At 42.7% G+C, this 15,585-nt stretch carries 15 protein-coding genes; 12 read left to right on the top strand and 3 right to left on the bottom strand.

Features of this window, described 5'->3' with window-relative positions:
• The first annotated feature begins 34 nt into the window (after window positions 1-34).
• The gene (locus GFB47_RS12625) at window positions 35-955 is read left to right on the top strand and encodes an IS5 family transposase (protein WP_153448407.1); all 921 of its coding nucleotides are present in this window, start codon (window positions 35-37) and stop codon (window positions 953-955) included.
• A gap of 38 nt (window positions 956-993) precedes the next feature.
• Here GFB47_RS12625 and GFB47_RS12620 read toward each other — a convergent pair whose 3' ends face one another.
• The 3 genes from GFB47_RS12620 to narQ form a co-directional block, all read right to left on the bottom strand.
• Complete coding sequence (locus GFB47_RS12620; RefSeq protein WP_153448406.1) at window positions 994-1,161, bottom strand: hypothetical protein; 168 nt, start codon at window positions 1,159-1,161, stop codon at window positions 994-996.
• Between the two features lie 214 nt (window positions 1,162-1,375).
• Complete coding sequence (locus GFB47_RS12615; RefSeq protein ID WP_153448405.1) at window positions 1,376-1,999, bottom strand: response regulator; 624 nt, start codon at window positions 1,997-1,999, stop codon at window positions 1,376-1,378.
• Complete coding sequence (narQ, locus tag GFB47_RS12610; RefSeq protein WP_225874349.1) at window positions 1,986-3,737, bottom strand: nitrate/nitrite two-component system sensor histidine kinase NarQ; 1,752 nt, start codon at window positions 3,735-3,737, stop codon at window positions 1,986-1,988. Before narQ ends, GFB47_RS12615 begins: the two co-directional genes overlap by 14 nt.
• A gap of 292 nt (window positions 3,738-4,029) precedes the next feature.
• Here narQ and napF point away from each other — a divergent pair, with 292 nt between their 5' ends.
• From napF to GFB47_RS12555, 11 genes are all read left to right on the top strand, one after another.
• Entirely contained in the window at window positions 4,030-4,515 is a 486-nt protein-coding gene (gene napF, locus GFB47_RS12605) for a ferredoxin-type protein NapF (RefSeq protein WP_225874348.1), read from the top strand.
• Between the two features lie 17 nt (window positions 4,516-4,532).
• Complete coding sequence (locus GFB47_RS12600) at window positions 4,533-4,826, top strand: chaperone NapD (RefSeq protein ID WP_153448404.1); 294 nt, start codon at window positions 4,533-4,535, stop codon at window positions 4,824-4,826.
• A 79-nt stretch (window positions 4,827-4,905) separates the two neighbouring features.
• On the top strand, window positions 4,906-7,398 hold the full coding sequence (gene napA / locus GFB47_RS12595) for a periplasmic nitrate reductase subunit alpha (protein ID WP_153448403.1): 2,493 nt from the start codon (window positions 4,906-4,908) through the stop codon (window positions 7,396-7,398).
• Window positions 7,399-7,436: 38 nt separating this feature from the next.
• Window positions 7,437-7,919: a nitrate reductase cytochrome c-type subunit gene (locus GFB47_RS12590; RefSeq protein ID WP_153448402.1), complete on the top strand. Its 483-nt coding sequence runs from the start codon at window positions 7,437-7,439 to the stop codon at window positions 7,917-7,919.
• A 62-nt stretch (window positions 7,920-7,981) separates the two neighbouring features.
• Entirely contained in the window at window positions 7,982-8,557 is a 576-nt protein-coding gene (locus GFB47_RS12585; RefSeq protein ID WP_153448401.1) for a NapC/NirT family cytochrome c, read from the top strand.
• Between the two features lie 40 nt (window positions 8,558-8,597).
• Window positions 8,598-8,735, top strand: a complete 138-nt coding sequence (locus tag GFB47_RS12580; protein ID WP_153448400.1) for a TIGR02808 family protein — start codon at window positions 8,598-8,600, stop codon at window positions 8,733-8,735.
• Between the two features lie 213 nt (window positions 8,736-8,948).
• Window positions 8,949-11,540, top strand: coding sequence for a nitrite reductase large subunit NirB (gene nirB / locus GFB47_RS12575; RefSeq protein ID WP_153448399.1), 2,592 nt, complete (start codon window positions 8,949-8,951; stop codon window positions 11,538-11,540).
• On the top strand, window positions 11,540-11,890 hold the full coding sequence (nirD, locus tag GFB47_RS12570) for a nitrite reductase small subunit NirD (RefSeq protein ID WP_153448398.1): 351 nt from the start codon (window positions 11,540-11,542) through the stop codon (window positions 11,888-11,890). Before nirB ends, nirD begins: the two co-directional genes overlap by 1 nt.
• 170 nt (window positions 11,891-12,060) lie before the next feature.
• On the top strand, window positions 12,061-12,876 hold the full coding sequence (gene nirC, locus GFB47_RS12565) for a nitrite transporter NirC (protein WP_153448397.1): 816 nt from the start codon (window positions 12,061-12,063) through the stop codon (window positions 12,874-12,876).
• 177 nt (window positions 12,877-13,053) lie between these two features.
• Window positions 13,054-13,797 (top strand): uroporphyrinogen-III C-methyltransferase, encoded by a 744-nt coding sequence (cobA, locus tag GFB47_RS12560; protein WP_153448396.1) that lies wholly within the window; start codon window positions 13,054-13,056, stop codon window positions 13,795-13,797.
• Between the two features lie 73 nt (window positions 13,798-13,870).
• Complete coding sequence (locus tag GFB47_RS12555; RefSeq protein WP_153448395.1) at window positions 13,871-15,559, top strand: LytS/YhcK type 5TM receptor domain-containing protein; 1,689 nt, start codon at window positions 13,871-13,873, stop codon at window positions 15,557-15,559.
• The last annotated feature ends 26 nt before the right edge of the window (window positions 15,560-15,585 follow it).

Raw genomic sequence — 15,585 nt, 5'->3', positions numbered from 1 at the left:
AGATCGTTTACTCCCCACTAAACCATCGATATTCATGCCAAAACCTCGTTATAAGACCAAAAACTGGAAGTTATATAATCAATCACTGATTAAACGTGGTTCACTGACTTTCTGGATTGATGAAGAAGCTATCCAAGAATGGAAAGAAGCTAAACAAGGGCTGCGTGGTAGACCTCGTATTTTCAGTGATTTAGCAATAACAACAGCGCTTATGGTAAAACGTATATTTTCAATGCCCTTAAGGGCATTGCAGGGATTTATTGATTCTGTATTTCAACTTGCTAATGTCCCGCTCACTTGCCCTCATTATTCTTGTATTAGTCGTAGGGCTAAAGAGGTTGAAGTCTCATTCAAAACGAAAGCTCGTGGCACGATACAACACTTAGCCATTGATTCTACTGGCCTCAAGGTTTACGGCGAGGGTGAATGGAAAGTCAGGAAACATGGAACTGATGGGAAGCGCCGGATCTGGCGTAAGTTACATATAGGTGTTGATGTCGTTACTCATGAAATTATTGCGGCAGAACTCACTTTCTCGAATGTCAGTGACGGAGACGTTCTACCTAATTTACTAAAGCAAACACGTCGAAAGATCTTAAAAGTATCAGGCGATGGTGCTTACGATACTCGACAATGCTATGAAGCCATTCGTATCAAAAAAGCCACCCCACTTGTGCCCCCAAGACTTGGTGCAGTCTTTTGGGAAAAGGGACATCCACGAAATTTATCCGTCGGGTTTCAACAGTTTTATGGTTCTAATAAGCAGTGGAAAACACGGTTTGGGTATCATAAAAGGTCAATTTCAGAAACGGCAATGCATCAAGTGAAAAAGCTATTGGGCGGAACACTCAGCTTAAGAAATTATAATGCCCAAGTTGGGGAAGCTTACGCAATGATCAAAGCTTTAAATAAACTAACAGGGCTAGGTATGCCTAAAACTTACCGAATTGATTGAAATAATACCATTCTAGTGTTGTCACCTCTAAATTTGAATTACGCAACAAAGCCTAGATCCATAACAACACTTGGCAAAATCACATCATTAATACGTGACTTTAAGTTAGTAAATGCACTCATTGTGAGCATAATCACTACCAATAAGGTGAAGATAAACGCAATCACGATACTCTTACATTTTAACGTTTTTTCTTTGTATAACATAATTATCCATCACGAAAAAGCTAATAGATCGTATCAAGCTCATCTTGATGCGATCTATTAGCTTTGTAAAAAGTCATAATGACTTTACTTGCCACAAAGATTTTCTCGTTAAGTTAACGTCAATTTTGCCAATAAAATCATTCTATTCATAGTATTACTTACACACTAGTATTTATCATACAAATATCAATACTGAAAATGTATAACATATCATTCACTTATATGCTTCAAGGTATAATACCGTTGCCGCTGTACGTGAGGATACTTGTAATTTTTTAAGCAGACTTTTCATATGTACTTTTACGGTCGATTCCGAAATAAATAGATGTTCAGCAATTTGCTTATTGCGAAAACCTTTGGCAACTTCCTGTAGAATTTGAGTTTCACGATCGGTTAACTGATCGAGTAAATTCTCTTGATTATCACGGTTGATCAAGTGTGATTGCACCAAATCACTGTAAACTTTATTTCCTTCTTGTGCTTGTTGTAATAAACGGATAAGTTCATCTGGTTCGGTATCTTTAAGCAGGTATCCGTCAGCTTGTGCTTTAATCAAGGTATCAATATCGGCAGGGTTATCGGATACGGTTAAAATGATGATTTGGCTATCAATACCCTCTTTACGCATCGCTTTAAGTGTATCTAATCCTGACATGCCTTTCATGTTCAAATCCAATAAAATCATATCAGGCTGATGTTGATGAGCCAGTGCTATCGCTTCCACTCCATTACTGGCTTCTGCTATCACTTCAAAACAGTCTTCTAGACCCAGTAACTGTCCAATTCCGCGGCGCATAAGTGGATGATCATCAACCAACATTATTTTACACACTGACATTCTCATTTCCCTTCGATTCTAAATTCATGCTTAACTTAACCTCACAACCTGAGCCGATCTGACTATTAAACTCACATTGTGCCGATAACCTTGAAGCCCTTTCTTGCATTATGGATAAGCCGTAATGGTTTGGCTTTGGTTGAGTGGGATCAAACCCAACTCCATCGTCATTGATACTGACGGTAATTTGACCGTTTTCAACACCACAATATACAATAATTTCATCACACTGTGCATGTTTGATCGCATTTAGCACCGCCTCACGAATAAATTGCAATAAATGAACTTGTTGCTGCGCATCTAGTTCAATCGAAAGCAGTTGGTTATCAATCACCAGCAGCGCATCACTTTGCGCTTCTAACGGAACTAACATTTCATTCAGCGCTTCGCCGAAATCCGCTTCTTTAATATTTAATCTAAAAGTGCTCAATAGCTCTCTTAACTGAGTGTAAGCTTGCGATAATACCACATCGACTTCTTGTACTATTTCAGTTGATAAAACAAAACGTTGCTGACAAAAGTCTTGATCCAAATTACGGCGTAATAAGGTGGTTTGGATCTTTAAATACGACAATGATTGTGCGAGTGAATCATGCAATTCTCTGGCGATGGTGGCACGCTCTTCCATTAAGATAAGCTGCTCGGTTTGCTTCTGACTATGCTCAAAAAATAAAGCTCTAGCAAAAATTCGTCCAATATTTTCCATTAATACTTTTTCAGCGTCTGGTGTCTGGTGCTGCCATCTTAATTGTCCTAAATGCATACCATTAATTTCTAATGGATAGGAATTCCAAATGGTACTACTATTGCCACCCGCCTCTAGCTTAGTATGACCTCCACCCTTTTCATCGATCCACAACTGGCTTCCCACCATGCCGGGCACACGATCAAAAGAATCTAAAATCGTTTGGAAGTCACTGATCGATAAACGTGAACTTGAAAGTGCTTCAGAGCAATCATACAAAATTTGTAATGACTCATTGGCCTGTTGCAGTTGGTGGGTTTTTTTATCTACCGCAGATTCTAAGCCTTGATAAAGATTTTCTAGCTCATTAGCCATATTTTTATAACTGGCGGCCAATACATCGAGTTCGGTTTCATTATTCATTTCTAATTCAATTGAAAAATTTTTGTGCTTAATTTGTTGACTTGCTTCCACCAGTTGGGCTAATGGCTTCACCACTTTTTTACGCACGAATCTTACGATGCTAATGGTGATCAATAAAATTAACCCTAAGCAAATACCGCCAACCCAAGCGAGTAATTTCAATTTCGCTTCTGAAAATTCTTGTAATGCATACACAAAATGATCAATTTCTTTGACTAAACTTTGTACTTGCCCCAAATAGCGATCTCTGTCTGGCGAGACCAATAATTGTTTTAATTGGATCCAACGTTGATCGATAAAAACATATTGTTGTTGGATATCAACTGGTACCAGAAACCCATGTAATGATTTCATGGCTGATGAATGCAAAGATTGATCAAATAACTCAATATGTTGATTGAGTTGCGAAGAATCGGTTGTTAGGTCATACGCCAAACGGTAGCTTTGCATCCGCAGCGATCCCGCCACGTTCACAATCTCAGCATCACGTAAGCTATACGATAAAGTAAGTAAGGCTGTGCTTGTAGTCAGCACTACCAAAAACAAAATATAAAACAATCCCTTAGCAATACTTCTTGCTATTGGTCTGGTTAATTCTTTCTCCCCATACTGGGTCAAATTCAAGCTCACGAGATAACCTTATCACTTGTTATTTAAGACGATTTTTCTAGTTATTTTGACGCTAGAGTATCAATACTGCACTCATGTTACTGGATGATTCAAAAAAGTGTGAACTTAATACGCTTGATAAATTGATCTTAAACAAGTTCCCCCCTTGTTTACCCCTTAATGGGTATTTATGAATGCCCTATAAAAACTACACTTTACAAACACATAATAAGCTTAGATTATATGCCAATTTTAATGGTACTTTGTGTTTTCTGCTTGTAATTTTACACCCAACATGGACGGAGGTGATAGCGTGACAAACCAATCAATCAATACATCAAGACGCCAGTTATTTACTCGCCGTCAAAATTCCGAATATCCTCACCTGCCTTGGGCCAAACAAGCACAATTTACTGATCTCTGCACTCAATGTGCCAAATGTATTCCAAGCTGTCCTGAACATATTATCCAACCTGGGGATGGTGGTTTTCCAACCATCAACTTTCAAAAAGGCGAATGTATCTTTTGCTATCAGTGCGCGCAGGCGTGTCCTGAATCTTTGTTCTATGCTCAAGAAGAGCCTGTATGGACTGCAAAAGCCATCATTAATGATAGTTGTATTGCAAAACAAAATGTTGAATGCAGAAGTTGCGGTGATATGTGTGACACTCAAGCTATTCGGTTTAAATTAGCGGTAGGGACTGTCGCACAACCCAATATTATTACTGATGATTGTACCGGTTGTGGTGCGTGTGTTTCGGTTTGTCCTACCAACGCAATACAGATTAAATTAACTTAAATAAAGAGAATGGATTTATGGCGCTAAATGAAGTGCACATCTCGAGCTTAGTGGTTCATGTTGTTCCGAAATACCTCGCAAAAATCAAAGCGAAAATTACCTCTTTAGATGGGGTAGAAATCTACGGCGAAAGCGAAGAAGGAAAGTTAGTAGTAGTGGTTGAGACTCAAAACCAAGGGTATATCACCGATACTATCGATGTGATAAACAATCTCGACCATGTACTGAGTGTGGCATTAGTTTTTCATCAAATCGAAACTGATCTTGATGAAGATGAAATAAAAGAGACACCATTTGTCAACGCTGAATAAATCAGTGTTGGCAGCAAAATAAAAATACCATAACTATAATGAATTACGATATGACTGGATTCAAATCTGAGGGTAATGTATGAAAATGACAAGACGTGCGTTTGTAAAAGCAAACGCAGCCGCATCAGCCGCGGCAGTAGCTGGGATCAGCCTTTCGGCCTCCGCTACTAACCTGATTGTAAGCTCTGATGAAACGGCGATTAAATGGGATAAAGCCCCATGTCGTTTTTGTGGTACAGGTTGCTCGGTACTAATCGGTACTCAAAATGGCCGTGTTGTGGCAACACAAGGCGACCCTGAAGCACCAGTAAATAAAGGCCTAAACTGTATCAAAGGCTACTTCTTATCAAAAATCATGTACGGTAAAGATCGTTTAAATACGCCATTGCTGCGTATGACCGACGGTAAATTTGATAAAAATGGTGATTTCGCCCCTGTCTCTTGGGACAAAGCGTTTGATGTGATGGCCGATAAATTTAAAGCGGCTATTAAAGAAAAAGGCCCTACCAGCGTCGGTATGTTTGGCTCTGGTCAATGGACTGTAATGGAAGGTTACGCAGCCTCTAAATTGATGAAAGCTGGCTTCCGTTCAAACAACATTGATCCGAACGCTCGTCACTGCATGGCTTCTGCTGTTGTTGGCTTTATGCGTACCTTTGGTATTGATGAACCTATGGGTTGTTATGATGACTTCGAACACGCTGATTCTTTCGTGCTTTGGGGTTCAAACATGGCTGAAATGCACCCTGTTCTTTGGACTCGTATCACTGACCGCCGTTTAAGCCACCCACATGTTAAAGTGAACGTCCTTTCGACTTACTACCATCGCAGCTTTGAGCTGGCCGACAGTGGCATGGTTTTCCATCCACAATCTGATTTAGCGATTGCGAACTTCATTGCAAATTACATCATTCAAAACGATGCCGTAAACTGGGATTTCGTTAAAAAGCACACTCACTTCAAACAAGCCGTGACAGATATCGGTTATGGTCTGCGTGATGATGATCCGCTGCAAGAAAAAGCTAAAAATCCAAACTCAGGTGCAATGTCGGATATCTCATTTGAAGAATATAAAGCCTCGGTTGCACCTTATACTCTAGAAAAAACCGCTGAAATGTCGGGTGTCCTACCTGAAGATTTAGTCGCAATGGCAAAACAATACGCCGATCCAAAAACCAAAGTGATGTCACTGTGGACTATGGGTATGAACCAACATACTCGTGGCGTTTGGATGCAAAGCCTCGTTTACAACTTGCACTTATTAACCGGTAAAATTTCAGAACCAGGCAACAGCCCGTTCTCATTAACCGGTCAACCATCGGCTTGTGGTACTGCACGTGAAGTGGGTACCTTCTCACACCGTCTGCCTGCCGACATGGTGGTTGCGAATCCTAAGCACCGTAAGATTGCAGAGAAAATCTGGAAACTACCGGAAGGCACCATTCCGCCAAAACCTGGTTACCATGCTGTACAACAAGATCGCATGTTAAAAGATGGCAAGCTAAACGCCTACTGGATCATGTGTAATAACAACATGCAAGCCGGTCCAAACATCAATACTGAGCGTTTACCGGGCTACCGTGATCCACGTAACTTCATCGTTTGCTCTGACCCATACCCAACGGTTACCGCTCAAGCGGCTGACTTAGTGCTACCAACCGCAATGTGGGTAGAAAAAGAAGGCGCATACGGTAACGCAGAGCGTCGTACTCAAGCTTGGTATCAGCAAGTCTCTCCAGTTGAAGGCGCAAAATCTGACCTTTGGCAGATCATGGAATTTGCTAAACGCTTCAAAATTGAAGAAGTGTGGGACGAAGAGCTAATGGCAAAAGCGCCAGAGCTTCGCGGCAAAACCATGTACGATATTTTATTCCGTAACGGCAATGTTGATAAGTTCCCATTATCGGAAGCTCAAGAGCTAAACGATGATGCAAAAGCCGCAGGTTACTACGTTCAAAAAGGTCTATTTGAAGAATACGCAGAGTTTGGTCGTGGACACGGTCATGATTTAGCCCCATACGATGTGTACCATACCGTTCGTGGTCTGCGTTGGCCAGTTGTGGATGGCAAAGAAACCTTATGGCGCTTTAACCCAGAATATGACCCGTATGCAAAACGTGCTGAGCGTGACTTCTATGGTAAACCAGATGGTAAAGCACTGATCATCTCTGCGCCTTATGAAGCGCCACCAGAAGTGCCAAATAAAGAATACGACCTATGGTTATGTAGTGGTCGTGTGCTTGAGCATTGGCATACTGGTACTATGACGCGTCGTGTACCTGAGTTGTATAAAGCGATGCCAGATGCGCATTGTTATATTCATCCAGATGACGCAGAGAGCCGTAATTTACGCCGTGGCGATGAAGTATTAATTCAATCTCCTCGTGGTGAAATTCGCACTCGTATTGAAACTCGTGGTCGAAATCGTCCGCCGAAGGGCTTAGTATTCGTACCTTTCTTTGATGCTCGCGTCCTAGTCAATAAATTGATTTTGGATGCCACTGATCCGCTATCTAAACAGACAGATTACAAAAAGTGTCCTGTGAAGATCACCAAAGTGGCCAGCGTTTAAGTACCTAGCATTATAAATCAAAGAAATCGGAGAAGATTATGAAAAAGATCATTCTGGCATTCGTAGCAGCATCAATGCTGATCATCGGTGCCGTACAAGCAGAAGACGCAAGCGATCAAATCACGCCGGTCGCCACTAACCCTGGTGGTATTGGCGGTTTAGAGTCATTGCGTGGCGCAAGTGAAATTGAGTCAACTCGTCCAGCTGATGAGTTCAAGCGTTTCCCTAAAGATCACCAAGTAGACAGCGATTACGTGTATCAACCACCATTGATCCCACATACCATTCGCAACTACGAAGTTTCTTTAAACGCCAACAAATGTTTAGCTTGTCACAGTTGGAAAAACGCCAAAGAAATGGGCGCGACTAAAATCAGTGTCACTCACTACGTGAACCGTCAAGACGCTGTATTGTCTGATGTGTCACCTCGTCGTTACTTCTGCTTGCAGTGTCACGTACCACAAGCCGATGCGAAACCTTTGGTTGAGAACGAATTCCAACGTGTTGATTCGTTAAAATAAAACGCTGAGCTTAACTGGAGCAACGATGCTGTTACTCCAGTTAAGCGATAAGAGAGAGTATTATGAAAATCCTTAAAAATTTCTGGAAGCGTTTATCCACACCAAGTAAGGCCGCGGCAGGGGTGATTCTGTTTATGGGCTTTATGGGTGGTCTATTATTCTGGGGTGCATTTAATACCGGTTTAGAAGCCACTAGCACCGAAGAATTTTGTTCTGGCTGTCATGCTCCTATCGTAAAAGAGATCCGTGAAACCATTCACTACTCTAACCGTTCGGGTGTGCGTGCTATTTGTTCTGACTGTCATGTCCCTCATAATTGGACTGACAAAATTGTGCGTAAAGTGCAAGCTTCTAAAGAATTATATGGCGCGATGATGGGCACCATTAATACTGAAGAAAAATTCAAAGCACGTCGTAGCCATCTAGCACATCGTGAATGGCAACGTATGAAAGACAATGATTCTCAAGAGTGTCGCAACTGTCACCAGTTCAACTATATGGACTTTTCAGAGCAAGGCCCACGCGCCGTGAAGCAACACTCAACGGCACTGGCTGATGGCGATAAAACTTGTGTAGATTGTCACAAAGGTATTGCACATAAACTGCCTGACATGAAAGATGTGGCAGGTTGGCAATAAGCCCCTAAGCCCTGAGTAAAGAAAAGGAAAAGGAAAACGAATGAGTACTTTAGAATACGTTATCTGGCATGTCTTAGGCTACGCGGCGATGCCAACCATTATCTTAGGTGGGTTTGTTGCGGTGGCTGTTATTTGTATCGCAATCTTATCAGTAACCAAAGATAAGCAACTCGATTAAGCGAAATAAAACAAATATACCTATAAAAAATAAAGCCCTTTTCATTGCAAAGTGAAAGGGGCTTTGTGTTTTTAGCCCTGCCACACAGCATTACCTTCCTCCTAGTCCCACTACCCCTTTCGGATAGTTTTTTTGCCAATTTGATTTAAGTCATGACTCTAGATCACAAAATCCTCATTATAAGTACAATTTCATTTCTAATTGGGCAGATTTATGACCGAAGTAAGTGCAAACAAAACCAAAGTAGTCATCATTGGTAATGGTATGGTGGGTCACCGCTTTATCGAAGACCTGGTTGAAAAAGGCGATCTAAACAAATTTGAGATCACCGCATTTTGTGAAGAGCCACGCGTTGCCTATGACCGCGTTCACTTATCGTCTTATTTCTCCCATCACACAGCCGATGAACTGTCTCTTGTTAAAGAAGGCTTCTACCAAAAGCACAATATCAAAGTGCTGATTGGTGAACGTGCGATTAACATCAGCCGTGAAAATAAAACCGTCTATTCAAGCTCTGGTCGTGAAATCCAATACGACAAACTTGTTATGGCAACCGGCTCTTACCCATTTGTACCGCCGATCAAAGGCAACGAAAGCAAAGACTGTTTTGTTTACCGTACTATCGAAGATTTAAAAGCCATTGAAGCGACAGCCAAAAAAAGTAAGAGCGGTGTGGTTATCGGTGGTGGCTTACTGGGCCTTGAAGCCGCAGGGGCTTTAAAAGCGCTCGGAGTTGAAACCCATGTGATCGAATTTGCGCCAGTGTTAATGGCCGAGCAACTTGATCTGCAAGGTGGCTTACAACTGCGCAGTAAAATTGAGCGTATGGGCGTGCAAGTTCATACCAGCAAAAACACCTTAGAAATACTGCCACAAGGCGAAAGCGCACGTAACACCATGAAGTTTGCCGATGGCACTGAGCTTGAAGTGGATTTCATCGTATTTTCTGCGGGTATCCGCCCACAAGATCGCCTCTCTCGTCAGGCTGAATTAGAGATTGGTCCTCGCGGCGGTATTGCGATTAACGACAACTGCCAAACCTCAGATCCTGACATTTACGCAATTGGTGAATGTGCATCTTGGAACGGTGCCTTCTTTGGTTTAGTCGCCCCTGGTTATAAAATGGCGCAAGTGGTGGTTGATCAACTTCTTGGTAAAACCGACAGCGAATTTACCGGCGCCGATATGAGTGCCAAGCTGAAATTACTCGGTGTAAAAGTGGGCAGCATTGGCGATGCAAATGGCCGCACACCTAACTGTAAAAGCTTTGTTTATCAAAATGATGACGAAGGCGTGTACAAGCGTTTAATCGTGTCTGAAAATGGTATGAAGCTATTAGGCGCAGTGTTAGTTGGTGATACGTCTGATTACGGCAACTTATTGCAATTGCACTTAAATGATATGGATCTGCCCGAGCACCCCGATGCCTTGATCCTACCAGCCCACGCTGGCGGCGAAAAACCGACTATGGGCGCTGATGCCCTACCCGACACAGCGGTGATTTGTTCATGTTTTGATGTCACTAAAGGTCAAATTGCTGCCGCAGTTGCCGAGGGTCATACCACGATTGGTGATATCAAAATGGTCACCAAAGCCGGTACCGGTTGTGGCGGCTGTGTGCCTATGGTCACTCAAGTATTGAACGCTGAATTAGCCAAAGCCGGTATCGAAGTCAAAAACGATATCTGTGAGCACTTTGAATACTCGCGCCAAGAGCTATTCCATTTATGCCGCATCGAAGGCATTCGTTCATTTGATCAATTACTGGAAAAACACGGACACGGTTATGGCTGTGAAGTGTGTAAACCAACCGTGGGCTCTATCTTGGCGTCTTGTTGGGGTGATCATATTTTAAAACCTCAGCACGTTGGCCTGCAAGAAACCAACGATAGCTTCTTAGGTAACATTCAAAAAGACGGCACTTACTCGGTTATTCCTCGAATGGCGGGCGGCGAAGTGACACCACAAGCGTTAATCGTATTGGCGCAAGTGGCGCAAGAATACAACTTATACACCAAGGTCACTGGCGCGCAACGTATCGGTTTATTTGGCGTACAGAAAAATGACCTTCCACAAGTGTGGAGCAAGCTTATCGCGGCAGGTTACGAAACTGGTCAAGCTTATGGTAAATCTCTGCGTATGGTGAAAACCTGTTTAGGTCAAACTTGGTGTCGTTACGGCGTGCAAGACAGCAGCAGTTTAGGCGCACTACTAGAGCATCGCTACAAAGGCATTCGCTCACCGCATAAGATGAAGTTTGGTGTGTCGGGCTGTACTCGTGAGTGTTCAGAAGCTCAAGGTAAAGATTTAGGCGTGATTGCCACCGACAGTGGTTGGAACATGTATGTCGGCGGTAATGGCGGTACTATCCCTCGTCATGGTGACTTATTAGCGTCGGATCTGGATCAAGAAACTCTGATCAAATACATCGACCGTTACTTGATGTTCTACATTCGTACCGCGGATAAATTGCAACGTACCGCCACTTGGTTAGAAAACCTAGAAGGCGGTGTGGATTACCTACGCAAAGTAGTGATTGACGACACGCTTGGCATTAACGCGCAATTAGAAAAAGACATCCAAGTCCTCGTCGATGATTACCGTTGTGAATGGCAAGAAACGCTTAACGATGACGCGCAATTAAAACGTTTTGATCACTTCATCAACAGTGATGAGCGTGATGATAACGTGTCTTATGTGGCTGAGCGTGAGCAACATCGCCCTGCAACATTCACCGAAAAGTACCCGCATCTTAAAGGCGACATTTTGCATACTGATCTTAAAAACACCACGGAGGAAGCGTAATGACAGCTCAACAAAAAGCAAAAAAATCAAGCTGGATCAGCGTATGTCAGCTGAGTGACATTACCCCAAAAACCGGTGTGTGTGCTTTGGTTAATGGTCAGCAAGTAGCTATCTTCCGTCCACGTTTTGATGAGCAATTATTTGCGATTAATAATATGGACCCGTTTGCGCAATCAAATGTGTTATCACGCGGTTTGATTTGTGAGCATGATGGTGAGCTTTGGGTGGCGAGCCCACTGAAAAAACAACGCTTCAACCTAGAAACTGGGATTTGCATGGAAAACGACGCGATGAATGTCGCAACGTATGAAATCCGTGTAAATGGCAGCCAGATAGAAGTAAAAGCGTAGGCTAAATATACACTTGATCCTCAATACATTATTCCGTACTTAAGCTTAAACAAAGCTGGTACGGAATGACTGCTTTCTAGTTTCAATATCCATAGCGACTCGATTTTCTTTCTTTTTTAGAGCCAGAATCGAGTCGCTATTAATATTTAAACTTGCACTAGGAAATAACCATGTACACAGATACCATAAAAAAATGCTCGAACAATGCTGAGCGAATCGTAAAACTTGCCGATAGCAACCCACTTGGCTTTTGGATTAGCTCTGCTATGGCGGGCGCTTATGTCGGTATCGGCATCATTTTAATCTTCACTTTTGGCGGCCTTGTTGACCCTTCTATTCGTCCTTTAGTCATGGGCGCAACCTTTGGTATAGCCTTAACCTTAGTGATCATTGCCGGCTCGGAATTATTTACCGGTCATACGATGTTTTTAGCCTTTGGCGCGATCACAGGTCAAATTAGTTGGAAAGACAATTTACGCGTACTGCCACAAACTTGGATGGGCAATTTAATTGGTTCAGTCTTTGTCGCTTACCTCTTCTTCCTAGCCGGAGGTGGTAGCCTTCTACCTGATCCAAAAAGCTTTTTACACGCCGCGGCACTAGGCAAAACGATGGCCCCTGCAAGTGTCTTATTCTTTAAAGGCATTTTGTGTAACTGGCTGGTTTGTTTAGCCATCTGGATGTGTCAACGTGTTGAAGGCACAGGCAAATTCATCGCGATTTGGTGGTGTCTATTGGCCTTCATCGGCGCAGGTTTTGAACACTCCATCGCTAACATGACTATCTTTGCATTGTCTTACTTTGGCAATCACTCTGATGCCTTTACACTTGCGGGTATTGGTCATAACCTACTTTGGGTATCGCTTGGTAACATCGTGTCTGGTGCAGTATTTATGGGCTTTGGTTACTGGTTTGCCACCCCAAAAAATGAACGTCCAGTGTTTGAGAAAGATGTAGAAGTCGCGGCGGTAAAAGCAAAAGCATAATATTAGTCGAAAACTCGGGTCTCGGGTCTCGGGTCTCGGGTCTCGGGTCTCGGGTCTCGGGTCTCGGGTCTCGGGTCTCGGGTCTCGGGTCTCGGGTCTCGGGTCTCGGGTCTCGGGTCTCGGGTCCAAAATACTCGCCATATTCCCTATGTCCACCTTATTTTAAAGGTATCTCACATGACAGCATCTCATTCTCCTTTCGTTTCCTTAGTAGGCGCAGGCCCAGGTGATCCCGAACTACTCACCCTCAAAGCCTATCGCTTAATTCAAGCTGCCGATGTCGTGGTGTACGATCGTTTAGTCTCCGATGAAATCATGGCGCTGGTTAACCCTGATGCTGAGTTATTGTTTGTCGGCAAAAAGCTGAGTCAACATTGTGTACCGCAAGATCAAATTAACCAGATATTGGTTGATAAGGCATTAGAAGGTAAACATGTGGTGCGCTTAAAAGGCGGGGATACCTTTATTTTTGGCCGTGGTGGTGAAGAGCTTGAAACCTTAGTCGAGCATAATATTGGTTTTGAAGTGGTGCCGGGGATCACTGCCGCATCCGGTTGCAGCGCTTATGCGGGCATTCCTTTAACCCATCGTGATCACGCCCAAAGTGTGCAATTTATTGCCGGACATTTGAAAAAAGAAGGCCGCGACATTGAATGGCAAAGCCTAGCGCATAATAATCACACCTTAGTGTTTTACATGGGACTCAAACAAGCACCGGTGATCAAAACAAACCTTATCGCTCACGGTTTAGCCAGTGATACTCCTTGCGCGATTATCGAGCGTGGCACCACCTCACAACAGCGAGTATTAACCGCTCAACTTTGTGATCTAGAAGATATTGCTAATCAAGCGATCAGCCCATCACTGATCATTGTCGGTAGCGTTACCCGTTTGCATAAAAAATTAAGCTGGTTTAAATAAAGGCGATATACACTAAACTTACGCCAATCGGTGTTATGCTTATTTATCGCCTTTACTGCTTCTGGAAATTTTCGTGTACCACAGCCAATTTTTAATGTTATTTGAGGTGCTTGAGCGCGCCGCCTTAATGCTCACCGCTTTGTTTTTATTGACCCAAGCGAAGTTATTCAAAAACATTATGAACAAACAAGCTTCTGAGCGTAAAACCTTTGAAGTAGCATTGATCTCCCTGCTGTTTATCTTCTTTGCGATCTTCAGTACTTATACCGGAGTGGAAGTTGAAGGCTCCCTCATCAACGTTCGAATTATTGCCATCGTTTCTGGTGGTATTCTATTTGGCCCTTGGGTTGGACTACCGGCCGGTATATTGTCTGGTATTCATCGTTATTTAATTGATATTGATGGCCCTACCTCTATCCCCTGTTTGATCACCAGTATTCTAGCGGGTGTGTTAAGTACCGTGATCCACAAACATACCGAGAAAAAAGATTATATGTGTTATGGCATTGGCGCTGGTATTTTTTGTGAATGTTTAACCATGTTCTTAATCGTGATGTTAGCCAAAGAAAAAGAGCTGGCGCTGAGTATTGTTTCCAATATCGCTCTTCCGATGATTTTAGGATCAACCTGTATAGGCTTGATCATCAAACGAGTGCAAGATATCGATGATGAAAAAGAACAAGCGGCAGCACAGCAAGCAAAAATCGCACTTGATATTGCCAACCAAACTTTGCCTTATGTCCATAAAAATGATCCCCAAAGCTTACAAAAACTGTGTGAGATAATCTGTAAAGAAACCGCTGCCGATGCAGTATCAATGACTAATACTCAAGATGTCTTGGCCTATACTGGCATCGGCGTCGAGGATTACCTTAACAACGAAAGTTATCTCGTCACCGATAAACGTATTAGTGAATTAACCCAACGTTCCATCGCCAAACGCCAGCAAACGGTACACAACAAACTACAAACGGGGCGCTTTCAATCGGTATTGATCATGCCGTTATTTGAAGGGACTGACGTGACGGGAACACTTAAAATTTTTTATACTCAAGAAAATAAAATCGGCCAAGCTCTGCAAGAAATGTCGAAAGGTTTATCACAATTGATTTCTACCCAATTGGTGGCATCGAGAGTGCAACAAGCCAATGTCATGGTGCAAAAGGCTGAATTTTCTGCGCTGCAACATAAGATCAATCCACATTTTTTATTTAATGCGCTAAATGCTATTTCAACTTTGATCCGCATCCAACCCGATAAAGCCCGTAGTCTTATCGCTAATTTAGCCGATTTTTTACGCTATAATTTGGAACGCGATGATGACTTAATTGATGTGCAACATGAACTGCAACAAGTGCGAGACTATGTGGCGATTGAGCAAGCGCGCTTTGGCGACAAACTGACCGTCAGTTTCGATATTGATGCCGTTCATACCAAAATCCCATGCTTATTGATCCAACCTTTAGTCGAGAACGCGATTCAACATGGGATCCAACCGTCGCGAGAAAACGGTGAAGTCATTATATCGGTCAAACAGCATGCTGAGTTTATTCGAGTCTCAGTACTCGATACCGGTTCAGGCATTAACTCGGACCTTATCGATAAACTCAAAACCAATAAAATGGAAAAGCATAAAATCGGCTTAATCAATGTCCACCAGCGGGTGTATTTATTATATGGACATGGTTTGAATATTGAGCGAATCACGTTAGAGAATGGGCGTGTTTACACCCAAGTCAGTTTTGACATTACACTCTCATAATCCAGATCACAGAATACAAAAGGCTA

Origin of the sequence: Vibrio algicola (assembly GCF_009601765.2) — a bacterium.
GTDB classification, from domain to species: Bacteria; Pseudomonadota; Gammaproteobacteria; order Enterobacterales; family Vibrionaceae; genus Vibrio; species Vibrio algicola.
Note: the sequence above shows the minus strand (reverse complement) of the source record. Positions and strands in the feature narration are given on the sequence as shown.